Raw genomic sequence first — 19,218 nt, 5'->3', positions numbered from 1 at the left:
ATGCCGGCAGGGTTCCCTGGCCGAACTTGCGAGGTTAGGGGCCGGCGGGACAATGAATGCGCTCAGGGGACGCGGTGCAGCCAGCCTGCCGTGCCGAACTTGCTGCCGACGCGCTCCCGGGCGGTGCCCAGTTCCGCCTCGGTCAGCTGTGACGGCGTTGCACCGTAGCGGTCGGTGAATACCTCGCTCATGGCGGCGATGATGGCGGTGCGGGCCAGGCCGGTCTGGCGCCGCAGCGGGTCCACCCGCTTCTTTGCGCTGCGGGTGCCCTTGTCGGAAAGCTTCTCCTTGCCGATCCGCAGCACCTCGACCATCTTGTCGGCGTCGATGTCGTAGCTCATGGTCACATGGTGCAGCATGCCCCCGTTGGCCAGCCGTTTCTGCGCTGCCCCGCCGATCTTTCCCTGGTCCGTGGCGATGTCGTTCAGCGGCACGTAGAACGCGTTGATGCCGAGCTTTTCCAGCGCCGCCATGACCCAGGAATCCAGGAACGGATAGGAATCGGCGAAGCTGATGCCGTCAACGAGAGTCTGCGGCAGATAGAGGGAGTAGGTGATGCAGTTGCCCGCCTCCATGAACATTGCTCCCCCGCCGCTGATGCGCCGGACCACGGTGATGCCGTGCTTCTCCACGCCGGCCGGGTCCACCTCGTTGCGGACAGACTGGAAGCTGCCGATGACCACGGACGGCTCCTGCCAGTCCCAGAAGCGGAGCGTGGGGTTGCGTCGGCCCGCGCCAACCTCCTCCGTGAGGACCTCGTCGAGGGCCACATTGATCTCGGTGGGCAGGACGGTGGGTGCTATGACATTCCACTCGTGGTCCGCCCAGGAGGTCGCCTTGGCGAGGGCGCGGCGGACGGTGACGGCGACGGCGTCCGCGGAAAAGCCGAACAGGGCTGAGCCGGCCGGAAGCGACGATGAGACGACGGCGGCAAGTTCGGCCGCCGTTGTTGTTTCAGGCAGTCCCGCCAGCCCGCGGTTGATGTCCAGGAGTGCCTCGTCCGGCTCCAGGAAGAAGTCGCCGCTGACGCTCACGTTGGCCAGCCGGCCACCGATGACGTCCAGGTCCACCACCACGAGCTTGCCGCCGGGCACTTTGTATTCGCCGTGGCGGCTGGAGGCGGAACGGCGTGCTGGAGGAGGCATGGCGGTCATGCCATCAATCCTGCCCCAAAAGCGGCGCACGCCAGTAACGGGTGGCGGGAACGCAGAAAGCCCGCACCGTTGACCGGTGCGGGCTTTCCCAAAGAACCTTGCGGAAGGTGGTTACTTCTTGCCGCCGAAGCCCTTGAAGCGGGCGTTGAAGCGCTCGACGCGGCCTGCGGAGTCCATGATGCGCTGCTTGCCCGTGTAGAACGGGTGGGACTCGGAGGAGATTTCGACGTCGATGACCGGGTAGGTGTTGCCGTCTTCCCACTCGATGGTCTTCGAGGAAGAAACGGTGGACTTGGTCAGGAACTTCGTGCCGGAAGCCAGGTCGTTGAAAACAACAGCTTCGTACTTCGGGTGGATATCAGACTTCATAATGGGACCTTTGTTCGCACAACTGGATTTTGCCAGCTGCCAGGTATGAATGGGATGGCCGTGTTCTGTGCCGTGAAGCGCAGGGCAGCCAGCTATCAATAATAGCGGATAACCACTGTGCCCGCGAACGGCGTTCCGGCCCTAGTCCCGGGGGCGCAGCTCCCAGAAGGCCACCGCCGATGCCGCCGCAACATTCAGGGAGTCCACGCCGTTTCGCATGGGGATCTTCACGGCGAGGTCGACGGCGGCGAGCGTCCCGGCGCTCATTCCGGCGCCTTCCGTGCCGAGCACCAGGGCGAGCTTTTCCGGGTTCCGGGCAGCCACCGCGTCCACGTCCTGCGCGTCCTCGGTGAGCTCCAGCGCTGCAACCGTGAACCCGTGGTCCTTGAGCAGGAGGAGATCCTGGGGCCAGCTGGTTAGCCTGGCCCACGGCACCTGGAAGACGGTGCCCATGCTCACCCGGACGCTCCGGCGGTAGAGCGGGTCGCCGCAGCGGGGGGAAACGAGGACGGCGTCGATGTCCAGCGCGGCGGCGGAGCGGAAGATCGCGCCAACGTTCGTGTGGTCCACAATGTCCTCGAGGACGGCCACCCTGCGGGCACCGGCCAGCAGCTCCGGCAGCGGAACCGGGGCCGGGCGCTGCATGGCCGCCATGGCACCGCGGTGCAGGTGGAAACCGGTGATCTCCTCCAGCAGGGCGGCGCTGCCAATGAAGGCGGGGACCTGCGGGTGCGCGGCCAGGACGTCCTGCAGGTCGTCCAGCCACTTTTCCGCGAGGAAAAAGGAGCGCGGCTGGTGACCCGCCGCCAGCGCCCGGCGCAGGACGCGGGAGGATTCGGCAATGTACATGCCTTCAGCCGGTTCCCGGAGCTTGCGCAGGTGCACGTCGGTGAGCTGCGTGTAGTCGGAGACCCGGGGGTCCGCGGCGGATTCGAGATAGTGGATTGTCACCGGGTGATTATTTCAGCAGATTGGCGATCATGAATCCGAGGGCCACCAGGCCCAGGGCCAGGATCACGCCGCGCAGCACGGTGGGCGAGAGTTTGCGGCCCACCTTGGCTCCAACGAGCCCGCCGATGCTGGAACTCACGGCAATCAGGAGCACCACCAGCCAGTTGATCCGGTCGAACGCGAATAGGACGTAGGACACCGCAGCCACCAGGTTCACGCCCAGGACCAGGATGTTCTTCATGGCATTGGCGTTCTGGATAGTGCCGGTAAGGAAAATGCCGAGGATGCCGACCAGCAGGATGCCCTGGGCAGCGACGAAGTACCCGCCGTAGACCCCGGCCGCATAGACCAGAACCACCAGGAGGATACCGTGCCGCTTGTCCCGGACTGCGTGCTCCGGGTTTTCCTCCCGGGAACGCACCCACGCCTGCAGGCGCGGCTGGAACACCACCATAAGGAGGGCAAGGACAATGAGGACGGGGGCTGCGTAGTGGAAGACCCTCTCAGGCAGGTGCAGGAGCAGCCATGCACCAGAGATGCCGCCCAGGAGTGATGCGGGCAGGAGCCGCATCAGCTGGCGGCCGCGGCCCTTCAGCTCGCGCCGGTACCCGAACGCTCCGGCTGCCGTGCCGAAGACAAGGCCCATGGCGTTGCTCATGGAGGCCACAACCGGGGCGACGCCAAGGGCGATGAGCACGGGGAACGTCACCAGGGTGCCGGAGCCCACGACGGCGTTGATGGTTCCGGCCCACAGGCCGGCGATGGACACAAAGATGCTGCTGAGAAGATCCAAGGTGATGCAGTGCCGCGTTAGCGGCGGGCGACGGCGGTGTACCGGCCGGCGTTTTCGCTGACGTCCAGGTCCAGCCCGAAGGTCTTGCTGAGGTTCTCCGCTGTCAGGACATCCGCAATGGCGCCCGCGGCGACCACTCCGCCGTCACGCAGCAGCATGGCGTGGGTGAAGCCCGGCGGGACTTCCTCGAGGTGGTGCGTCACCAGGACCATGGCGGGTGCGGCCTCGTCCTGCGCGAGTTCCCCCAGTTTGTGGACGAGTTCCTCGCGGCCGCCCAGGTCCAGGCCGGCTGCCGGTTCGTCAAGCAGCAACAGCTCGGGGTCGGTCATGAGGGCGCGGGCAATCTGGACACGCTTGCGCTCCCCCTCGGACAGGGTTGCGAAGGTCCTGTTCAGCAGCGGCCCCATCCCCCAGTCGTTGAGCAGGCGGAAGGCCCGCCGTTCGTCGTCGCGCTCGTAGCCCTCGCGCCAGCGGCCGGTGACGCCGTAGGCAGCGGTGACCACGACGTTGAGGACGTTCTCCTGTTCGGGAATCTGGGTTGCGAGTGCGGCAGAGGAGAGGCCGATCCGGGGACGGAGCTCGAAGACGTCCGTGCGCCCGAGGATTTCGTCAAGGATGCCGGCTTTGCCGCTGCTGGGGTGGAGCCGGGCTGCAGCTATTTGCAGGAGCGTGGTCTTGCCGGCGCCGTTGGGGCCGAGGATCACCCAGCGTTCGCCTTCATTGACCTCCCAGTCGACTTTGTCCAGCAGGGTCTTTTTGCCTCGGACAACGCTGACGGAAGCCAATTCCAGAACATCACTCATAGGAATAGACACTAGGACAAAAAAGAGGCTGACTGATAACTGGTCATGGTGCCGGAAAGTCGCATCAGGAAGGGCCGGCGCGAATGCTTCACCAAAGTAGGGTGGCTTCATGACGGAGGCACTAGTCCAGGCCGCATACTCAAGCCGGGCTGCCGAGTACATTGCACGCTTCGGGGACGTGGAGTCAGCACACCCGGCAGACCGGCAACTCATTGCTAAATGGGCTGGAGCCGTCGTCGGGCCAGTGCTGGATGTAGGCTGCGGGCCCGGGCACTGGACGAAATTCCTCGCGGACCAGGGGGCCGTCGTCGAAGGTATCGATGTGGTGCCGGCATTCATTGAGCAGGCAAAAGACCGCTTTCCCGGGATTCCTTTCCGCGAAGCGTCCCTTACAAGCCTTGGAGCCCCGGCGGGCGCGGCCGCCGGCATCCTTGCCTGGTACTCACTGATCCACCTTGAACCCAACGAGGTTCCTCCCGTTCTCCAGGAACTGGCACGGTCCCTGGGCCCGGGCGGGGATCTCCTGGTGGGCTTGTTTGAGAGCCCGGAAATCCAGAGGTTTCCGCATGCCGTGACGCCTGCCTACTCATGGCCAGTCAAAGGCGTTACCAAGCTGCTCGAATCCACTGGCTTCGGAACAGTTTCCATTGAGAGACGAACTGGCACCGGCCACCGGCCGCATGCCGCAATCAGCGCCCGCCTTGCCTGACCACGAGCGGCCAGGCTACAGGCGGGGAGCCTGATCTCCCCTGGCGCCTATTCCGCCAGTTGGGTGAGGACGATCGGACCGGATTCGGTGACGGCTACGGTGTGCTCCGAGTGCGCCGTCCGGCGGCCGTTGGAACTGCACAGCGTCCATCCATCCGGAGCGGTGACGAGCTCACTGGTGCCGTCCATGATCCACGGTTCTATTGCCAACAGCAGCCCCGGGCGAAGCACGTATCCGCGCCCGGGTTTACCGGTATTCGGAATGTGCGGGTCCTGGTGCATGGTGCTCCCGACGCCGTGTCCGCCGAACTGGGTGTTGACCTGGAACCCTGCCGCTTCAAGCACCGAGCCGATCGCGTGGGAGATGTCTCCGATGCGGGCTCCAGGCTGCGCGGCACCGATACCAGCCACAAGAGCCTTCTCAGTGGCCTCGATCATGTGAAGGTCTCGGGGCGCAGAAGACTTCCCTACAACAAAGCTGATTGCGGAGTCGGTAACCCACCCGTCGACACCCGCGGCGAAATCCAGCGTCAGCAGGTCCCCGTCCCCCAGCACGTAGTCATGGGGCAGCCCGTGCAGAACCGCATCGTTGACGGAAGTGCAGATGACTTTCCCAAAGGGGCCGCGCCCAAACGAGGGAGCATAGTCGACGTAGCAGGAGCGCGCCCCCGCGGCCTCGATCATGGACGCAGCCCAGTCGTTGATTTCCAGGAGGTTGGTCCCCGGCCGGATTCTGTCCCTCAGCGCCGCCAGGGTCTTGGCCACGAACTGGCCTGAAACACGGGCCTCGTCCACTTCGCGGGGCGTGAGCAGCTCAATCATAGGTTCCTCCACGTGCAACCGTTATTGCTGTCCGCCTGCCACCTTCCAGCAACCGTGAAATGAATTCAAGGGACCCCTTGCCCGCTGGCTAAGATTGCAGGCATGACTTCGAACGTGACTGCGGTCAGCTACGGCCTGAAACTGTCTCCAACCGGGCTGGAGCAGCTCCGTTCCATCTTCACTGCGCACGGCGCCGCCGTGCTGTCCGAGGCCAGCCTTGGCGACGAGCGGTACCAGGTCCACGTCGCGGACCTGGCGCTTCCCGATGCCACGGCCGCTGGCCTCGCTGCCCTCCGCCATGCAGTGGCGGAGGCCTCCATCAGCGGGATGGACACCGCACTGGTCCCTGCCGGTCTGCGGTCAGCTGAACGCAAGCTCCTGATCATGGACGTGGACTCCACCCTGATCCAGCAGGAGGTCATCGAACTCTTGGCCGCCTATGCAGGAAAACGGGAAGAAGTAGCCGCCGTCACCGAAGCTGCGATGCGCGGGGAACTGGACTTCGCCCAAAGCCTCCACGCCCGGGTGGCGGTTCTCGCGGGGCTGCCGGCCGACGTCGTCCATTCCGTTCGGCAGGAAGTAAAGCTGAGCCTGGGCGCCGGCGAACTGGTGGCCGCCTTCAAGGCCGCCGGCCACGTGGTTGCCGTTGTTTCGGGTGGTTTTAACCAGATCCTGGAGCCGATCGCCGATGAGCTGGGCCTGCACCACTGGCAGGCGAACGAGCTGGAGATCGTGGACGGCGCACTGACGGGCAAGGTGCTGGGCGCTGTTGTGGACCGGGCGGCCAAGGAAAAATACCTGCGTGAATGGGCAGCATCCGAGGGCATCGCGCTGGAGCACACCGTGGCCGTGGGCGACGGCGCCAACGACCTGGACATGCTGGGCGCGGCCGGCATCGGCATCGCTTTCAACGCCAAGCCCGCAGTGCGTGCCGTTGCCGACGCCGCCGTTAACATGCCGTACCTCGACGCCGTCAGGTACGTCGCCGGCGTCTGACACCCATTAACCGCGAGATGGGCGCACGGCGTCAGGGCGCGGATGGCGAGCAGTCCGCGGCAATGTCCGGAAGGGACATTGCCGCGGACTGCCGTGTCGTGTGGGGGCAGCGCGGGGGCTAACTTGTGGCCTGGCCGGCGCCCTTGCCGAAGTAGTCGGCGCCGCCGGCGTATTCGGTGTGGCCGGATTCGACGTCGGCCGTGGCCATGCTGGCCACCACCTCAGCGAACTCCTCCACGGAGTAAAGCTTTCCGGCCTCAGCGCGGCGGGCTTCGATGGCACCGGGGGTGGAGCGGTCCAGGAGCGTGGCGGTGACGGTGCCCTCGATCATGTCGCCGGACACCACCACCAGGGTGATGCCCTTCTCAGCCAGACTTGGGATGAGTTCGCGCAGGGCGTCCTCCCCGGCGCGCTTGCTGCGGGCAACGGGCTCGTAGGCTTCCATGGTGGGCACGGTGTTGATGAAGTGGGCCTGGTGGCTGGTCACGAACACCACGCGGGAGCCTTCCTTCATCAGGGGCACGGCGGCGTTGAGCATGTTGATCTGGGCGTCGCGGTTCAGCTTGAGTGCGTAGTCCTCGCCCATGCCGGTTTCCATGCCGCCGGAGGCGTTCAGCACCAGGATGTCCAGCGAGCCGAAGTTTTCCATGGCGGCGCTGGCGAGGGCCTGCACGCCCTCCTGGCTGGTGAGGTCGGCGCCCACTGCCACGGCCCGGCCGCCGTCGGCCTCGATGCCCTGCACCACCTTGTTGGCGCGTGGAGCCTTCTGGCGGTAGTTGACCACGACGGCGGCGCCCTCCTTGGCCAGGTTCTTCGCCACCTCCGCGCCGATGCCGCGGGAGGATCCGGTCACGATGGCAGTCTTGTTATCCAGCAGTCCCATGCGGGCTCCTTTGTCTGAAACGTCTAAATTGCTGATGGCCTGCAGTCCATCATGCCAGCGGCCTTGGCCAATTCCCTTGTGTGACCCACACAAAGAAGGGCCGTGCTGCTAGTTGGCCGCTACTGTCAGTGGCCCATGCCCAGGCCGCCGTCCACGGGGATCACGGCTCCCGAGATGTAGGCTGCCTCGTCGCTGGAGATCCAGCGGACAACGTTGGCAACCTCGGACGCCTCGGCAAAGCGGCCTGCCGGAATGCTGGAGAGGTAGTCCTTCTGGGTGGCTTCGGGAAGCTCGGCGGTCATGTCCGTGTTGATGAAGCCCGGGGCCACCACGTTGGCCGTGATGCCGCGGGACCCAAGCTCACGCGTCAGGGAACGGGCGATGCCCACCAGGCCTGCCTTGGACGCCGAGTAGTTGATCTGGCCTGGCGCCCCGTACAGGCCGGACACGGAGGAAATCAGGACAACGCGGCCCTTGCGCAGCCGGATCATGCCCTTGGAGGCGCGCTTGATGACGCGGAACGCACCGGTGAGGTTGGTGTCGATGACGGACGTGAAGTCGTCCTCGCTCATGCGCAAAAGCAGGGTGTCCTTGGTGATTCCGGCGTTGGCCACCAGGACCTCCACGGGACCGTGGGCCGCTTCCACCTCTTTGAAGGCCGCGTCCACGGAGGCCTCGTCCGTGACATCCGCTTTGACGCCCAGGATACCTTCCGGCAGCTTCGATTCGCTCCGGTAGGTCACGGCAACCTTGTCGCCGTTGGCCAGGAACGCCTCGGCGATGGCCAGTCCGATACCGCGGTTGCCGCCGGTTATCAGGACGCTGCGGGGAGCGGATGCTGCTTCAGTCATGGAGGGGCTCCGGGATTCTGCGGCGCGCTGGGGCCGCGGTAGGTAGGGGTAGCTTGGCTGACTTCGATCTTAGCCTCCGGCCCTGTCCGGGTTTGGGTGCCACTGCCGATGGTGAGAGAATTGAGCTAAGCCTTTGGAGCGTGATAAATCACCGTGACCCTTGAAAACCATGCGGGACAATCCGCGCCCGGGGAACCTGGCAGGTTCTCCGGTGACGCGGAGGTCCACAGCATCACGGATGCTGCCGCGGCCCATTCGGAGGACATGCGGCAGCGCATGATCAAGTACGCCCTGGCCATGGGAATCCGCATGGTGTGCCTGATCCTGATCTTCGTGGTGGACGGCTGGTTCAAGATCATCGCGGTGGCCGGAGCAGTCTTCCTGCCCTGGATTGCGGTGGTCATAGCCAACGGCAGCGATAAAGCGGAAGGGCACAGCGACCTGCTGCTGGACTCTGCACCGCTGGCGGAACTCGAGAGCGCGCCCCCGTCCGCCGGCGGGGAGCAGGGCAGCGAGGTCCTTCAGGGCGAGCTGATTGAGGACGACGACGAAACAACATCCGGGCAGGAGCGGAAGGCATCATGAGCATCTTTGATTTCGCTGCCGGCACCAATCCCCCGATGGCCGACGCCGGAGCCATCTGCTCCCGCAAAGCGTGCCGGGTGCAGGCGTCCTGGCAGCTCCTGTGGAACAACCCGAAGATCCACACCCCCGAGCGCCGCAAAACCTGGCTGGCCTGCGCGGACCACCGGGACTGGCTGGAAGACTACCTCCAAACGAGGGGGCTGTGGAAGGAAACCCTCCCCCTTGTGGACTACCTTGCCCCCGGTGACCTGGAGCAGGACAACTGAATGTACCGTTTCCTCTTCTCCAGCAAGTGGCTGGGTTATCTTCTGCTGGCCGCGGTCTTTGCCTCCGCCTGCGTGTTCCTGGGCCGCTGGCAAATGGACCGGCGCGCGGAGACCCTCGCGGAGATCAACCGCGTCGTCACCAACTACTCCGCGGCGCCCATTCCGTTCGCGGACGCCAAGGAACAATTCAGGCGGCTGGACCCCGCCATGGAGTGGACACAGGTGGAGCTCCGGGGAACCTATCTTGTCGAGGGCCAGCGCGTGGTCCGGAACCGTCCGCTCAACGGCCAGCCTGGCTACGAAGTGGTGGTCCCGTTCCGGCTGACCACGGGTGAAACCGTCGTGATCGACCGTGGGTGGCTGCCTATCGGCAACCGGAATCCCGGCAGCCCCGACTCGGTGCCGGCGCCCCCTCCCGGTGAGGTGACCGCCGTCGTCCGCTTGAAGCATCCCGAGCCCGAACTCCAGCGGGGCGCGCCGGAGGGCCAGCTCGCGTCCATCGACCTTCCCGCCTATTCCGCCCAGCTTGGATACCCGCTGCTGGCCGGCGCGTACGGCCAGCTCGCGTCGGAGACGCCGCCTGCGGCGGAGATGCCGTTCCCCTTCCCGAAGCCCTCCACGGAGGAAGGCACACACCTTTCCTACTCGCTGCAGTGGTTTGCGTTCGGCGTCCTGATGTTCGTCGGCTTCGGCTACGCGGCACGGCAGCAGGCGCGCAATGCGGCCATTGATGCAGAGGACGACGACGAGACCCCCGAAGGTGCGCCCCGCACGGCGTCCGGGGCACCCAGCCGTCGTCCTTTGCCTGCTCCGAAGAAGCGTAAGAAGGCCACGTCGGAGGAAGAGGAAGACGCGCTCCTCGATGCCCAGGGGTACTGAGCGTCTTCCGTTTCGCGCCGTCGATTGCGTCTGCGTCCATGGATGCGTTCGCTTCACACCGTGGGTGATTTCCCGCGTGCTGGCTCGTTCCTCGCCTTTGACGCACGCTATATAAATCACCCACGCTGCTGCGCTGGTGCCCCCGGCCAACGTGCAATCCACGACGGCGGGCCTGGTGCTCATAGTTGGCCCGGCGTTCGGTCCCGGGGGTTAGAAACAGGCAGGATCCGCCGCGCCTCCCCGGACTTCGTCCTGCATCACACCGGCCAACCGGTAGGCGGTGTGGCGCCGGTGGGCCACCCGGCCAAGATCCGGGCCCTCCTGGACGTGAGCCTCCAGGAGCACCAACTCCTCTGGGCGGGAGCGGGAGACCACCACTCGATGTTCAGCATCACCTATGAAGAATTGCGAAGAATCACCGACGCCAGCGAACTGGCGGTCCGGTAGCGCGTCCAAAGGTGACCGGACCGCTAAGTGCCAGCGGCCGGATGATTTGTGTAGCTTGCGTCAGAGGCGAGGGACGAGCCAGCAAGCGGCAAATTACGCGGCCGGTGGTGCGGACGTAACCACCGGGCGGCCGGAGGCGAACTAAGCGAGCGTGATCAGGTCCAGGTAGTCTTCGTTCCAGTGGTCCTCGACGCCGTCGGGCAGCAGGACAACGCGCTCGGGGTTGAGGGCCTCGACTGCCCCTTCGTCGTGGCTGACCAGGACGACGGCGCCGCTGTAGTTCTTGAGGGCGCCCAGGATTTCGGCCCGGCTGGCGGGGTCGAGGTTGTTGGTGGGCTCGTCGAGGAGGAGCACGTTGGCGCTTGAGGCCACGATGGTGGCCAGGGCGAGGCGGGTCTTTTCGCCGCCGGAGAGGACGCCGGCGGGCTTGTCGACGTCGTCGCCGGAGAACAGGAACGAGCCCAGGATGCCCCGGACTTCTGCGTCCTTCATGTCGGGAGCGGCGGAGCGCATGTTTTCCAGGACGGTGCGGTCCACGTCGAGGGTCTCGTGTTCCTGGGCGTAGTAGCCCACCTTCAGGCCGTGCCCGGCTATAACGTCCCCGGTGTCGGGCTTGTCCACGCCCGCAAGCATCCTAAGAAGGGTGGTTTTGCCGGCACCGTTGAGTCCGAGGATGACCACCTTGGACCCGCGGTCGATGGCCAGGTCTACATCAGTGAAGATCTCCAGCGAACCGTAGGACTTGCTCAGGCCCTCGGCGGTAAGCGGGGTGCGGCCGCACGGCGACGGATCCGGGAAGCGCAGCGCCGCCACCCGGTCCTGCTCGCGGACAGCCTCCAGGCCGCTCAGCAGGCGCTCGGCGCGCTTGGCCATGTTTTGTGCCGCAACGGCCTTGGTTGCCTTCGCCCGCATCTTATTGGCCTGGTCAAACAGGACCTGGGCCTTCTTCTCGGCGTTGGCGCGTTCGCGCTTGCGGGCACGTTCATCGGTTTCGCGCTGTGTGAGGTAGCGCTTCCAGTCCATGTTGTAGAAGTCGATCTGCGCGCGGTTGGCGTCCAGCAGGAACACCTTATTAACGGTGGCTTCAAGGAGTTCCGTGTCGTGGCTAATGACTATCAGCCCGCCCTGGTGGTTTCTCAGGAAGTCACGGAGCCATGCGATGGAGTCGGCATCGAGGTGGTTGGTGGGCTCGTCGAGGAGCATGGTCTCGGCATCTGAGTACAGGATGCGCGCCAGCTCCACGCGCCGCCGCTGTCCGCCGGAGAGCGTTTTGAGCGGCTGGTTCAGCAGCCGGTCCGGGAGGGCGAGGTTGGAGCAGATCGCCGCGGCCTCAGCCTCAGCGGCGTAACCGCCGGCGGCCAGGAACTCGGACTCGAGCCGGTCGTAGCGGTTCATTGCCTTGCGCTGGACGGCAGCATCCTCGCTGGCCATCTCCTCGTGCGCCACGCGGAGCTTGCCGAGGGCGATGTCCAGGCCCCGGACGGACAGGATCCGGTCCCTCGCGAGCTGTTCCATGTCCGGCGTGCGCGGGTCCTGCGGAAGGTAGCCAATTTCGCCGGTGCGGGTGACCTTGCCGGCGGCCGGGAGCCCTTCTCCCGCGAGCACCCGGGTGAGCGTAGTCTTCCCGGCGCCGTTCCGGCCCACCAGCCCGATCTTGTCTCCCTTGTCGATGCGGAAGCTCACCTGGTCCATCAGCAGCCGGGCGCCGGCACGCAGTTCAAGGTCCTGGACAGTAATCAAAGCAGGTAAAGCCTTTCACAGCAGGGATAAGCCGCCGCCCAGTGCGTCTGTGGTGGGCGTGGGCGGCAATGGCCGGAGAACGGCCCACCCAAGTCTACCGTTGAACGCGCTGAGGAACGCTACTTCGAGACGGGTCTCACGGACTGGGAATACCCGGACCAGGACAGCGTTGCCCGCGTTTGGATATCACCCCGCCGCGTACACGCGGACCCAATCAACACGCATTTCCGCGGCTCCGTCGGCACTGCTGTCAGGGAACCAGTCCAGCTGTAATGTCTGGTGCATCGGACCCGGAGGCTGATGCGTAGGGTCGGTGTCTTCAAACCACTTGATTCCATCGATATAGCCGACGATCCCGCGCGACGACCAGTCAACCGCGTAGTTGTGAAACTGGGTTACGTCCAGAGGCCTGGACGCCTGCGTTTGCAGGTTTGAACATCCATAGTGGTGGAAGAAGTTGATGACGTTCCAGTCGCCAATGGTCTCCGCGTAGTCAATCTCGCCATCACACGGCCAATTCTCGCTGTCGGGCCACAGGATGGAAACCAAGTGGTATTCGTTATCACCGGACCCGGCCGCGCGTACTTCCCACCGCCCGTACTTCTGGTTTGCGAACTTCGCGCCCATTCCGGCGGTCGTGCCATCGGGAGTTCCTGTGATGACCATTTTGGAACCGTCCACGGTGACCTGCTGCGGGCTCCGGTAACCGTTGCCCGCGTGACCCGCGCTGTTATAGACATTCCACTTCGTGGCATCGGGCGCGCCGGAATAATTGAACTCGTCCCCGGCCACACGTGCGCCCCACCCATGTATTACGGCCGCCTCGGTGGAGGTCACCGTGTCAGGCGCGGTCGTCACCACAAGCCTTGGACGCAGGGCCGAGTTCGACGATTCCCTTGACTTGAACCCAATCCATTTCCGGGCATTGCTTTCCAGCTTGAAGTTTTGCTCGCCGCCTTTGGGATTGACGCCCTTCGTCACATCCCATTCAACCCAGGAACCACTCGCGAAACCGCCGGCCTTCCCGAGCCACGTGCCGCGGGCCGGTGCGTTATTCCACGTGACGCCCCTCTCGGTCCAGCCGCCCGATGTGGTGTAGACATCAACGAACTCAGTGGAAGTCGTGGAGGCCTCGGAATACGCACGAAGCTTGGCTGATACAACATGTTCGCCGGCGGGCACCTGCACGGAGAACCGCAGGAGCGAGTTCCGCCAGATATACGCACGGCCTTCTGTAGACAAGCGGACACTGGTTCCAAAGTTCGAAGTCGCCTTGTCGGCTTGCACGTAAGCGTCCATGACTAAAGAGGTCGTCGCTGCGGCATTTGCGGTTGTTGGCGCAAGAATTCCGAACAAAAGCAGAATGGACGATGCACCCGCTGCGCATTTACGCCGAAGCATCATGCCGCGCCGTTTCTGCTGAGTTGGCAAAGCCAGGAGGCTCGTAGCTTTCATGTTCGTCGCTATTTCTCTTAGGACTGTGATGTACCCGGCTGCCTGAACCAACGTCGACCCAGAAACAACGACGGCTAAATGCGAGCTATCTCACAGCGTAAACCTGGAGAAATACGCGGGCAATCAATCCCCTATACCCGAGTTTTGGGAGCCGGTGAATAACCTAAACCCGATGAGGGAATGGACGCATCGGCGGCAGAAATTAGGTAGTTCCAGCCGATGTTCGGGTATCCGGCCTTATTCTGGGCGGGTTTGACCACAGCTAGGATTCCTCTACGACGCCGAATGCTGCTGGGGTGTGGGGCGTCTGTGTCAGACGTCCGGTGCGCTTGTGCAGCGCACCGGCCAACGGATAGGAAATCCATGGCTCACACGGCTGCTGTTCGACGTTCCCGGGACATAGGCGGATACTTGCGCCACGCCCCCACGCTGCTCCGGCTCCTGCTTGTCGCGGTTTTGGCTGCAGCCCTCGCAGGCCTCAGCGTACTCACCGCCCCGCGGGCGCATGCGGCGGACGTCCTGGTGACTCCCTCGGCAGAGACAACACCGGTTCCGAGTTCCAGTGACGCGGCAGACGACACCGCGATCTGGATACACCCCACGGATCCGTCGCAAAGCGTGGTGATCGGTACCGACAAGCTAAGTACCGGAGGTGTGGGGGTCTACGACCTGTCGGGGCGCCAGTTACATTTCTACCTGCACGGCAGTATGAACAACGTCGATCTCCGGTACAACTTTCCGCTGGGCAGTGAGCGCATCGCCCTCGTCGGCGTGACGGAGAGGAACGTGGAGTCGACCGGCGTCCGGTTCTACAAGGTGAACGTCGCTGACCGGTCCCTGACAGAGGTGGGGCGCATCAGCACGCCGGGCAGGCCTCGCGGCTTCGGAATGTATCACTCCCCCGTCTCGGGGAAGTATTACGCCTTTGTTCATGACTTCAATACGAATGTGATTACCCAGTTCGAGTTGGACGGTTCCAATGGAGCGGTCCGCGGGACTGCCGTACGTTCTTTCGACAACGGCGACAGCTCCGAGGGCATTTCGGCCGATGATGAGCTGCAACGTCTGTATGTGTCAGAGGAGAAAGTCGGTTTGTGGCGATACGGAGCTGAGCCGGGGGACGGTTCAACCCGGTCACTTGTGGACCGTACTGTGGCAACCGGTGGGCGGATAGTGGAGAACGTCAAGAACTCCGCCATTTATTATGGCCGGCAGGGGACCGGTTATTTGATTGTATCGAGCCAGGGTGGATCCAACTTCGTCGTCTACAACCGCGGTGACAACGCCTTCGTCGGCTCCTTCAAGATCGCCACCGGAGGCGGCGTCGACGGTGTCAATGGGCAGGACGGGATTGATGTCACCAATTTCCCGCTCGGACCTTCCTATCCCGCTGGGCTCTTCACAAGCCAGGACCACAACAATACTGATGCGGGCAACGGCAACAGTGGCAACCAAAACCACAAGCTCGTCTCCTGGCAGCAGATTGCCGACGCGTTCAGCCCCCGGCTGCTTGTGGACACCACTTTTGACCCGCGGCAGATAGGAGCAGAGGGCGGCGGAGGAGGCAACCCCGGACCGGATACCACACCGCCTGATACGTCGATTACAGGTGGTCCATCAGGGACCAGTGCCAGCACTTCACCTGAGTTCACCTTCACTGCGACGGAGCCTGGCACGTTCGAGTGTGCCTTGGATGGGGGCGCCTTCGAAGGATGTACGTCACCCAAGAGATATGCTGATCTCGCGGTTGGCTCGCACGTCTTCGCGGTTCGGGCGACCGACGCAGCCGGCAATGCGGACCCAACTCCTGCGGAGCGGACTTGGCTGATCGACACCTCGGCGCCCCAAACGGAGACCTTGACGGCAGCAGCGGACGCCTATGTTTCCAGCGGGGCGCTGACCACGAACTACGGGACGGCGCCCAAGCTCGCCGTGGACAACAGCCCGGTGGAGAACGCCTACCTGAAGTTTGACCTGTCGGCACTCGCCGGAAAGACGGTCGTCAGCGCGAAGCTCCAGTTGCGGGCGACGACCAGTGGCTCAACGGGTACGCAGAACGTCAGGCTGGTTACGGACGACACGTGGACGGAGAGCGGCCTCACCTACGGCTCCAGACCAGCTCTGGGCAGCAGTGTGCTGGGCAGTCTTGGACCGGTCGCGGCGAACACCAATTATGAAGTGACATTGACTGCGTCAGCTCTGCAGGGCGAGCTGGGCGGCATCCTGTCCCTGGGCATCAACACCACCAGCAACGACGGGGCCGACTTCGGCTCCAGGGAGACCACGACCCCACCAAAGCTGGTGCTCCAGCTTGGATCGGGCACGGGGACCCCGCCACCCGCGGATACCACCGCACCCACGGTGACCTCAGTGACGCCGGTAGAGAACGCATCAGATGCAGCGGTCACCGGAAATGTCACGGCTACGTTTTCGGAAGCCATGGATCTCACGACGGTCAACAACACGACCTTCACTCTGTCCGAGGGGACGTCAACGACTCCTGTGGGCGCGACGGTCACCCTCAGCAACAACACCGCCACATTGGATCCCACGGACAATCTCAAACCTGCCACGCAGTACACCGCCAAGGTCAGCGGAGCGAAAGATTCCGCCGGCAACACAGTCGTGGCCAAGACGTGGACTTTCACTACAGCCGCAGCCACCACGCCCTCGGAGACGGTGACGTTGACGGCCATAGCGGATACCTATGTTTCCAGCGGGGCGACGACGACGAACTACGGAACGGCGGTGAAGCTCGCCGTGGACAACAGTCCAGTCGAGAACGCCTACCTGAAGTTCGATCTTTCCGCTTTCGCAGGCAAAACGATCGTCAGCGCGAAGCTCCAACTGCGGGCTACGACCAGCGGCTCAGTGGGAACACAGAACGTCAGGTTCGTCACGGACGACACATGGGCCGAGACCGTCCTCACGTACGGCACAAGGCCGGCCCTGGGCAGCAGCATCCTGGGCAGCCTCGGACCAGTCACGGCGAACACCAATTATGAAGTGACACTGACTGCGTCAGCCCTGCAGGGAGAGCTCGGCGGCCTCCTGTCGCTTGGCATGAACGCCACCAGCAGCGACGGGGCCGACTTCGGTTCCAGGGAGACTACGACCCCGCCAAAGCTGGTGCTCCAGCTGCAATAGAACCGCAAGCGATCACAGCTGCACCAGGTTCAGGCCCCAGCGCGCCGAACAGTTCTCCCCAGGAAGCCATCCTGGTGGAGCTGCACGGCACGGGTGTCCGCGTGCTCGACCGTGCACACCCCAAGGAAGCCCCCGAGGCTACCCGGGAACCAACAGAGCCATTGCGTGGTGTAATCCGTGGGCCAGTTGTGCCCAGCCCTCATCGGCCGGGGCCTGCTTTAGTAGGCCCCCTACAAAATAGGCATCACCGCGCCCCGGTAACGTCGGGATTACACCAGATGCCGCTTGTACAACCCCGACAGGACCGCCATGAGCAACACCAAAACCGCCGTCAACACCACCCCTAAAGCCCAGCGCCGCCGCTGGAACGCCACCGACTTGGGCCTGATCGCCGTCTTCGCAGCCCTTGTGGCCAGCGCTGCCCTGGTTCCCGGCCTGGCCGTAAACGGCTTCGGCGTCCCCATCACCTTCCAGACCCTCGCGGTGATGCTCACCGGCCTGGTCCTGGGCCCCGGAAGGGGCTTCGCCGCCGTCGGCCTGTATACCCTGCTGGGCCTCGCAGGCCTTCCGATCTTCAGCCAGGGCCGCAGCGGGCTGGGCATCCTCGCCGGTCCCTCCGCCGGCTATATCATCGCTTTCCCCATCGCCGCCCTGGTGGTGGGTTTGCTTGCGATCGCAGTAATCCGCCGCACCACCAAGGTCCGTGCCCTCTGGCTTTTCCTTGCCGCCATGGCCACCAGCGTGCTGGTGGTGCACTCGCTCGGTGTCGCCGGCATAGCCCTCAACACAAAGGCAACCTTGGTGCAGGCGTTCGTGAGTGACCTGGTCTTCTATCCCGGGGACATCATCAAGAACGTCCTCGCCGCCGTCATCGCCGTGGCCCTCCATCGCGCCTTCCCGGACATCCTGGTCCGCCGCGTCCGCCGCGTCCGCCGCGGCGCGGCACCAACCATCACTACCCAGGCCGCCAATTCCCAGACCACCACAGCCTAGGACCAGCCGGCCATGCCCTCCGTCACCTTTGACCAGGTAACAGTCGCCGTCGAAACGGACCACTCCCGCGAGCCGAAAGTCCTTCTCGACGCCGTTAACCTTAAACTCACGGAACGCCGCGTGGGCGTCATCGGGGCCAACGGCTCCGGTAAGTCCACGCTGCTGCGGCTGGTCAACGGCCTGGTCCAGCCAACGGATGGCCGGGTGGCGGTCGACGGCGACGACACAGTACGTGCCGTCCGGAACGTCAGGCGGAACGTGGGCTTTGTCTTCACCGATCCCCTCTCCCAGTTGGTGATGCCCACCGGCCGGGAGGACGTGGAGCTTTCGCTCCGCCGCTCGGCTAAGAACGCCACCGTGCGGCGCAACCAGGCTGAAGCGGCCCTTGAACGGATGGGGCTGCTGCACCTGGCCGACCAAAGCATCTACGAACTCTCCGGCGGCGAGCGGCAACTGATGGCGCTCGCCGCCGTCCTGGCCGTGAACCCCAACGTCCTGGTACTTGATGAACCCTCCACCCTCCTGGACCTCCGCAACCGTGAACTCCTTCGCAGGACCCTGGCGGGACTGGACCAGCAGATCATCATGTCCACGCACGACCTTGACCTGGCCCTCGAAATGGACCGCGTGCTGGTCATTGACCAAGGGAGAACCGCGTTCGACGGCGCCCCTGCGGAAGCTGTCGCGATATACCGCGCCCTGTGCATGGACGGCCTCCACACCACGGAACCGGGCACCCGGTGAGGGGCCACGGTTTCCTCCTGGCCAATTACGCGCCGGGGGACTCCCTGGTCCACCGGGCGCCGCTGGCGCTGAAGTTCCTGCTGGTGTTCGGCTGCGGCCTGGCCTCGTTCATCATCCAGGACTGGCTCATCTCGGCGGCGGTACTCGGCGGGCTCAGCGGGCTCTTCCTGCTCACCGGCGCCGGTCTTGGGCGGCTCTGGGGTGCTGTCCGGCCGCTCGCCGCCGTGCTGCTGGCCATCGGCGTATTCCAGTGGTGGCAGCTGGGAGCACCAACAGCAGCAAGGATCGTCCTGAATATCCTGGTCTGCGTCATGGCCGCGTCACTGCTCACCGCCACCACCCCGGTCCAGCAGCTCCTGGACGGAGTGGTCAAAGCAGCCACCCCCTTCAGGAGACTTGGTGCAGACCCCGAGCGGTTCGCACTGACGATCGGCATCATGCTGCGCAGCATCCCCTACATCGCCGGCACGTTCGCCGACGTCCGGGATTCCGCCCGGGCCCGCGGCCTGGAACGCAACCCCCGCGCGCTGATCCTGCCAGTCTTCATCACCTCGGTGGCTTTTGCCCGCCAGACGGGCGAGGCGCTCGCCGCCCGAGGCCTGGGCGAAGCCGAGGACTGAGCCCAGGGATTA

General features: G+C 64.5%; 19 protein-coding genes and 1 pseudogene. 10 read left to right on the top strand and 10 right to left on the bottom strand.

Annotated elements, in window-relative coordinates:
• Positions 1 to 62: 62 nt before the first annotated feature.
• The 5 genes from KTR40_RS09095 to KTR40_RS09075 form a co-directional block, all read right to left on the bottom strand.
• On the bottom strand, positions 63 to 1,154 hold the full coding sequence (locus KTR40_RS09095) for a biotin/lipoate A/B protein ligase family protein (protein ID WP_228405947.1): 1,092 nt from the start codon (positions 1,152 to 1,154) through the stop codon (positions 63 to 65).
• A 111-nt stretch (positions 1,155 to 1,265) separates the two neighbouring features.
• On the bottom strand, positions 1,266 to 1,523 hold the full coding sequence (locus KTR40_RS09090; RefSeq protein ID WP_066275740.1) for a type B 50S ribosomal protein L31: 258 nt from the start codon (positions 1,521 to 1,523) through the stop codon (positions 1,266 to 1,268).
• Between the two features lie 141 nt (positions 1,524 to 1,664).
• Complete coding sequence (locus KTR40_RS09085; RefSeq protein ID WP_228405946.1) at positions 1,665 to 2,474, bottom strand: RNA methyltransferase; 810 nt, start codon at positions 2,472 to 2,474, stop codon at positions 1,665 to 1,667.
• 7 nt (positions 2,475 to 2,481) lie between these two features.
• The gene (locus KTR40_RS09080; RefSeq protein ID WP_139029151.1) at positions 2,482 to 3,267 is read right to left on the bottom strand and encodes a sulfite exporter TauE/SafE family protein; all 786 of its coding nucleotides are present in this window, start codon (positions 3,265 to 3,267) and stop codon (positions 2,482 to 2,484) included.
• Between the two features lie 17 nt (positions 3,268 to 3,284).
• Positions 3,285 to 4,070 carry an ABC transporter ATP-binding protein gene (locus tag KTR40_RS09075; RefSeq protein WP_139029150.1) on the bottom strand — a complete coding sequence of 262 codons (786 nt, stop codon included), beginning with the start codon at positions 4,068 to 4,070 and terminating at the stop codon, positions 3,285 to 3,287.
• Positions 4,071 to 4,179: 109 nt separating this feature from the next.
• Here KTR40_RS09075 and KTR40_RS09070 point away from each other — a divergent pair, with 109 nt between their 5' ends.
• Positions 4,180 to 4,779: a class I SAM-dependent methyltransferase gene (locus KTR40_RS09070; RefSeq protein WP_228405945.1), complete on the top strand. Its 600-nt coding sequence runs from the start codon at positions 4,180 to 4,182 to the stop codon at positions 4,777 to 4,779.
• A 47-nt stretch (positions 4,780 to 4,826) separates the two neighbouring features.
• On the opposite strand, the gene map is transcribed toward KTR40_RS09070, so the two are convergent.
• Complete coding sequence (map, locus tag KTR40_RS09065; protein ID WP_228405944.1) at positions 4,827 to 5,600, bottom strand: type I methionyl aminopeptidase; 774 nt, start codon at positions 5,598 to 5,600, stop codon at positions 4,827 to 4,829.
• A 102-nt stretch (positions 5,601 to 5,702) separates the two neighbouring features.
• Here map and serB point away from each other — a divergent pair, with 102 nt between their 5' ends.
• The gene (gene serB / locus KTR40_RS09060) at positions 5,703 to 6,596 is read left to right on the top strand and encodes a phosphoserine phosphatase SerB (protein WP_139029147.1); all 894 of its coding nucleotides are present in this window, start codon (positions 5,703 to 5,705) and stop codon (positions 6,594 to 6,596) included.
• Between the two features lie 118 nt (positions 6,597 to 6,714).
• Here the strand turns inward: serB and KTR40_RS09055 are convergent, their stop codons facing one another.
• Complete coding sequence (locus tag KTR40_RS09055; protein WP_139029146.1) at positions 6,715 to 7,479, bottom strand: SDR family oxidoreductase; 765 nt, start codon at positions 7,477 to 7,479, stop codon at positions 6,715 to 6,717.
• A 125-nt stretch (positions 7,480 to 7,604) separates the two neighbouring features.
• The gene (locus KTR40_RS09050; RefSeq protein ID WP_139029145.1) at positions 7,605 to 8,330 is read right to left on the bottom strand and encodes a beta-ketoacyl-ACP reductase; all 726 of its coding nucleotides are present in this window, start codon (positions 8,328 to 8,330) and stop codon (positions 7,605 to 7,607) included.
• A gap of 153 nt (positions 8,331 to 8,483) precedes the next feature.
• Here KTR40_RS09050 and KTR40_RS09045 point away from each other — a divergent pair, with 153 nt between their 5' ends.
• The 4 genes and pseudogenes from KTR40_RS09045 to KTR40_RS09030 all read left to right on the top strand — a co-directional run.
• Entirely contained in the window at positions 8,484 to 8,915 is a 432-nt protein-coding gene (locus KTR40_RS09045) for a DUF3099 domain-containing protein (protein WP_228405943.1), read from the top strand.
• Positions 8,912 to 9,181, top strand: a complete 270-nt coding sequence (locus KTR40_RS09040; RefSeq protein WP_139029143.1) for a hypothetical protein — start codon at positions 8,912 to 8,914, stop codon at positions 9,179 to 9,181. The genes KTR40_RS09045 and KTR40_RS09040 overlap by 4 nt, the downstream gene beginning before the upstream one ends.
• Positions 9,182 to 10,060, top strand: coding sequence for an SURF1 family protein (locus KTR40_RS09035; RefSeq protein WP_228405942.1), 879 nt, complete (start codon positions 9,182 to 9,184; stop codon positions 10,058 to 10,060).
• A gap of 210 nt (positions 10,061 to 10,270) precedes the next feature.
• Positions 10,271 to 10,507 (top strand): annotated as a pseudogene (locus KTR40_RS09030) (YbaK/EbsC family protein); the annotation flags it as partial.
• Between the two features lie 141 nt (positions 10,508 to 10,648).
• On the opposite strand, the gene KTR40_RS09025 reads toward KTR40_RS09030, so the two are convergent.
• Positions 10,649 to 12,247 carry an ABC-F family ATP-binding cassette domain-containing protein gene (locus KTR40_RS09025; RefSeq protein WP_139029141.1) on the bottom strand — a complete coding sequence of 533 codons (1,599 nt, stop codon included), beginning with the start codon at positions 12,245 to 12,247 and terminating at the stop codon, positions 10,649 to 10,651.
• Positions 12,248 to 12,433: 186 nt separating this feature from the next.
• Positions 12,434 to 13,702, bottom strand: a complete 1,269-nt coding sequence (locus KTR40_RS09020) for a DNRLRE domain-containing protein (protein WP_228405941.1) — start codon at positions 13,700 to 13,702, stop codon at positions 12,434 to 12,436.
• Between the two features lie 363 nt (positions 13,703 to 14,065).
• Between KTR40_RS09020 and KTR40_RS09015 the strand changes: the two genes are divergently transcribed.
• The 4 genes from KTR40_RS09015 (at position 14,066) to KTR40_RS09000 (ending at position 19,206) form a co-directional block, all read left to right on the top strand.
• Complete coding sequence (locus KTR40_RS09015) at positions 14,066 to 16,849, top strand: phytase (protein ID WP_228405940.1); 2,784 nt, start codon at positions 14,066 to 14,068, stop codon at positions 16,847 to 16,849.
• 309 nt (positions 16,850 to 17,158) lie between these two features.
• A complete protein-coding gene (locus KTR40_RS09010) occupies positions 17,159 to 17,842 on the top strand; it encodes a biotin transporter BioY (RefSeq protein ID WP_228405939.1) in 684 nt (227 codons plus the stop codon).
• 12 nt (positions 17,843 to 17,854) lie between these two features.
• The gene (locus KTR40_RS09005) at positions 17,855 to 18,586 is read left to right on the top strand and encodes an energy-coupling factor ABC transporter ATP-binding protein (protein WP_228405938.1); all 732 of its coding nucleotides are present in this window, start codon (positions 17,855 to 17,857) and stop codon (positions 18,584 to 18,586) included.
• On the top strand, positions 18,583 to 19,206 hold the full coding sequence (locus KTR40_RS09000) for an energy-coupling factor transporter transmembrane protein EcfT (RefSeq protein WP_228405937.1): 624 nt from the start codon (positions 18,583 to 18,585) through the stop codon (positions 19,204 to 19,206). The genes KTR40_RS09005 and KTR40_RS09000 overlap by 4 nt, the downstream gene beginning before the upstream one ends.
• Positions 19,207 to 19,218 lie beyond the last annotated feature (12 nt).

It is taken from the genome of Pseudarthrobacter sp. L1SW (genome assembly GCF_020809045.1).
Taxonomy (GTDB): Bacteria; Actinomycetota; Actinomycetes; order Actinomycetales; family Micrococcaceae; genus Arthrobacter.
This window is presented reverse-complemented; position numbering and strand designations above follow the sequence as displayed.

What these genes read in the sequence shown, in the direction of transcription:
- map (WP_228405944.1), bottom strand. Translation starts at nt 5,600, where the DNA reads ATGATTGAGCTGCTCACGCCCCGCGAAGTGGACGAGGCCCGTGTTTCA.
- KTR40_RS09050 (WP_139029145.1), bottom strand. Translation starts at nt 8,330, where the DNA reads ATGACTGAAGCAGCATCCGCTCCCCGCAGCGTCCTGATAACCGGCGGC.
- serB (WP_139029147.1), top strand. Translation starts at nt 5,703, where the DNA reads ATGACTTCGAACGTGACTGCGGTCAGCTACGGCCTGAAACTGTCTCCA.
- KTR40_RS09005 (WP_228405938.1), top strand. Translation starts at nt 17,855, where the DNA reads ATGCCCTCCGTCACCTTTGACCAGGTAACAGTCGCCGTCGAAACGGAC.
- KTR40_RS09035 (WP_228405942.1), top strand. Translation starts at nt 9,182, where the DNA reads ATGTACCGTTTCCTCTTCTCCAGCAAGTGGCTGGGTTATCTTCTGCTG.
- KTR40_RS09040 (WP_139029143.1), top strand. Translation starts at nt 8,912, where the DNA reads ATGAGCATCTTTGATTTCGCTGCCGGCACCAATCCCCCGATGGCCGAC.
- KTR40_RS09015 (WP_228405940.1), top strand. Translation starts at nt 14,066, where the DNA reads ATGGCTCACACGGCTGCTGTTCGACGTTCCCGGGACATAGGCGGATAC.
- KTR40_RS09010 (WP_228405939.1), top strand. Translation starts at nt 17,159, where the DNA reads ATGAGCAACACCAAAACCGCCGTCAACACCACCCCTAAAGCCCAGCGC.
- KTR40_RS09090 (WP_066275740.1), bottom strand. Translation starts at nt 1,523, where the DNA reads ATGAAGTCTGATATCCACCCGAAGTACGAAGCTGTTGTTTTCAACGAC.
- KTR40_RS09055 (WP_139029146.1), bottom strand. Translation starts at nt 7,479, where the DNA reads ATGGGACTGCTGGATAACAAGACTGCCATCGTGACCGGATCCTCCCGC.
- KTR40_RS09020 (WP_228405941.1), bottom strand. Translation starts at nt 13,702, where the DNA reads ATGAAAGCTACGAGCCTCCTGGCTTTGCCAACTCAGCAGAAACGGCGC.
- KTR40_RS09095 (WP_228405947.1), bottom strand. Translation starts at nt 1,154, where the DNA reads ATGACCGCCATGCCTCCTCCAGCACGCCGTTCCGCCTCCAGCCGCCAC.
- KTR40_RS09070 (WP_228405945.1), top strand. Translation starts at nt 4,180, where the DNA reads ATGACGGAGGCACTAGTCCAGGCCGCATACTCAAGCCGGGCTGCCGAG.
- KTR40_RS09075 (WP_139029150.1), bottom strand. Translation starts at nt 4,070, where the DNA reads ATGAGTGATGTTCTGGAATTGGCTTCCGTCAGCGTTGTCCGAGGCAAA.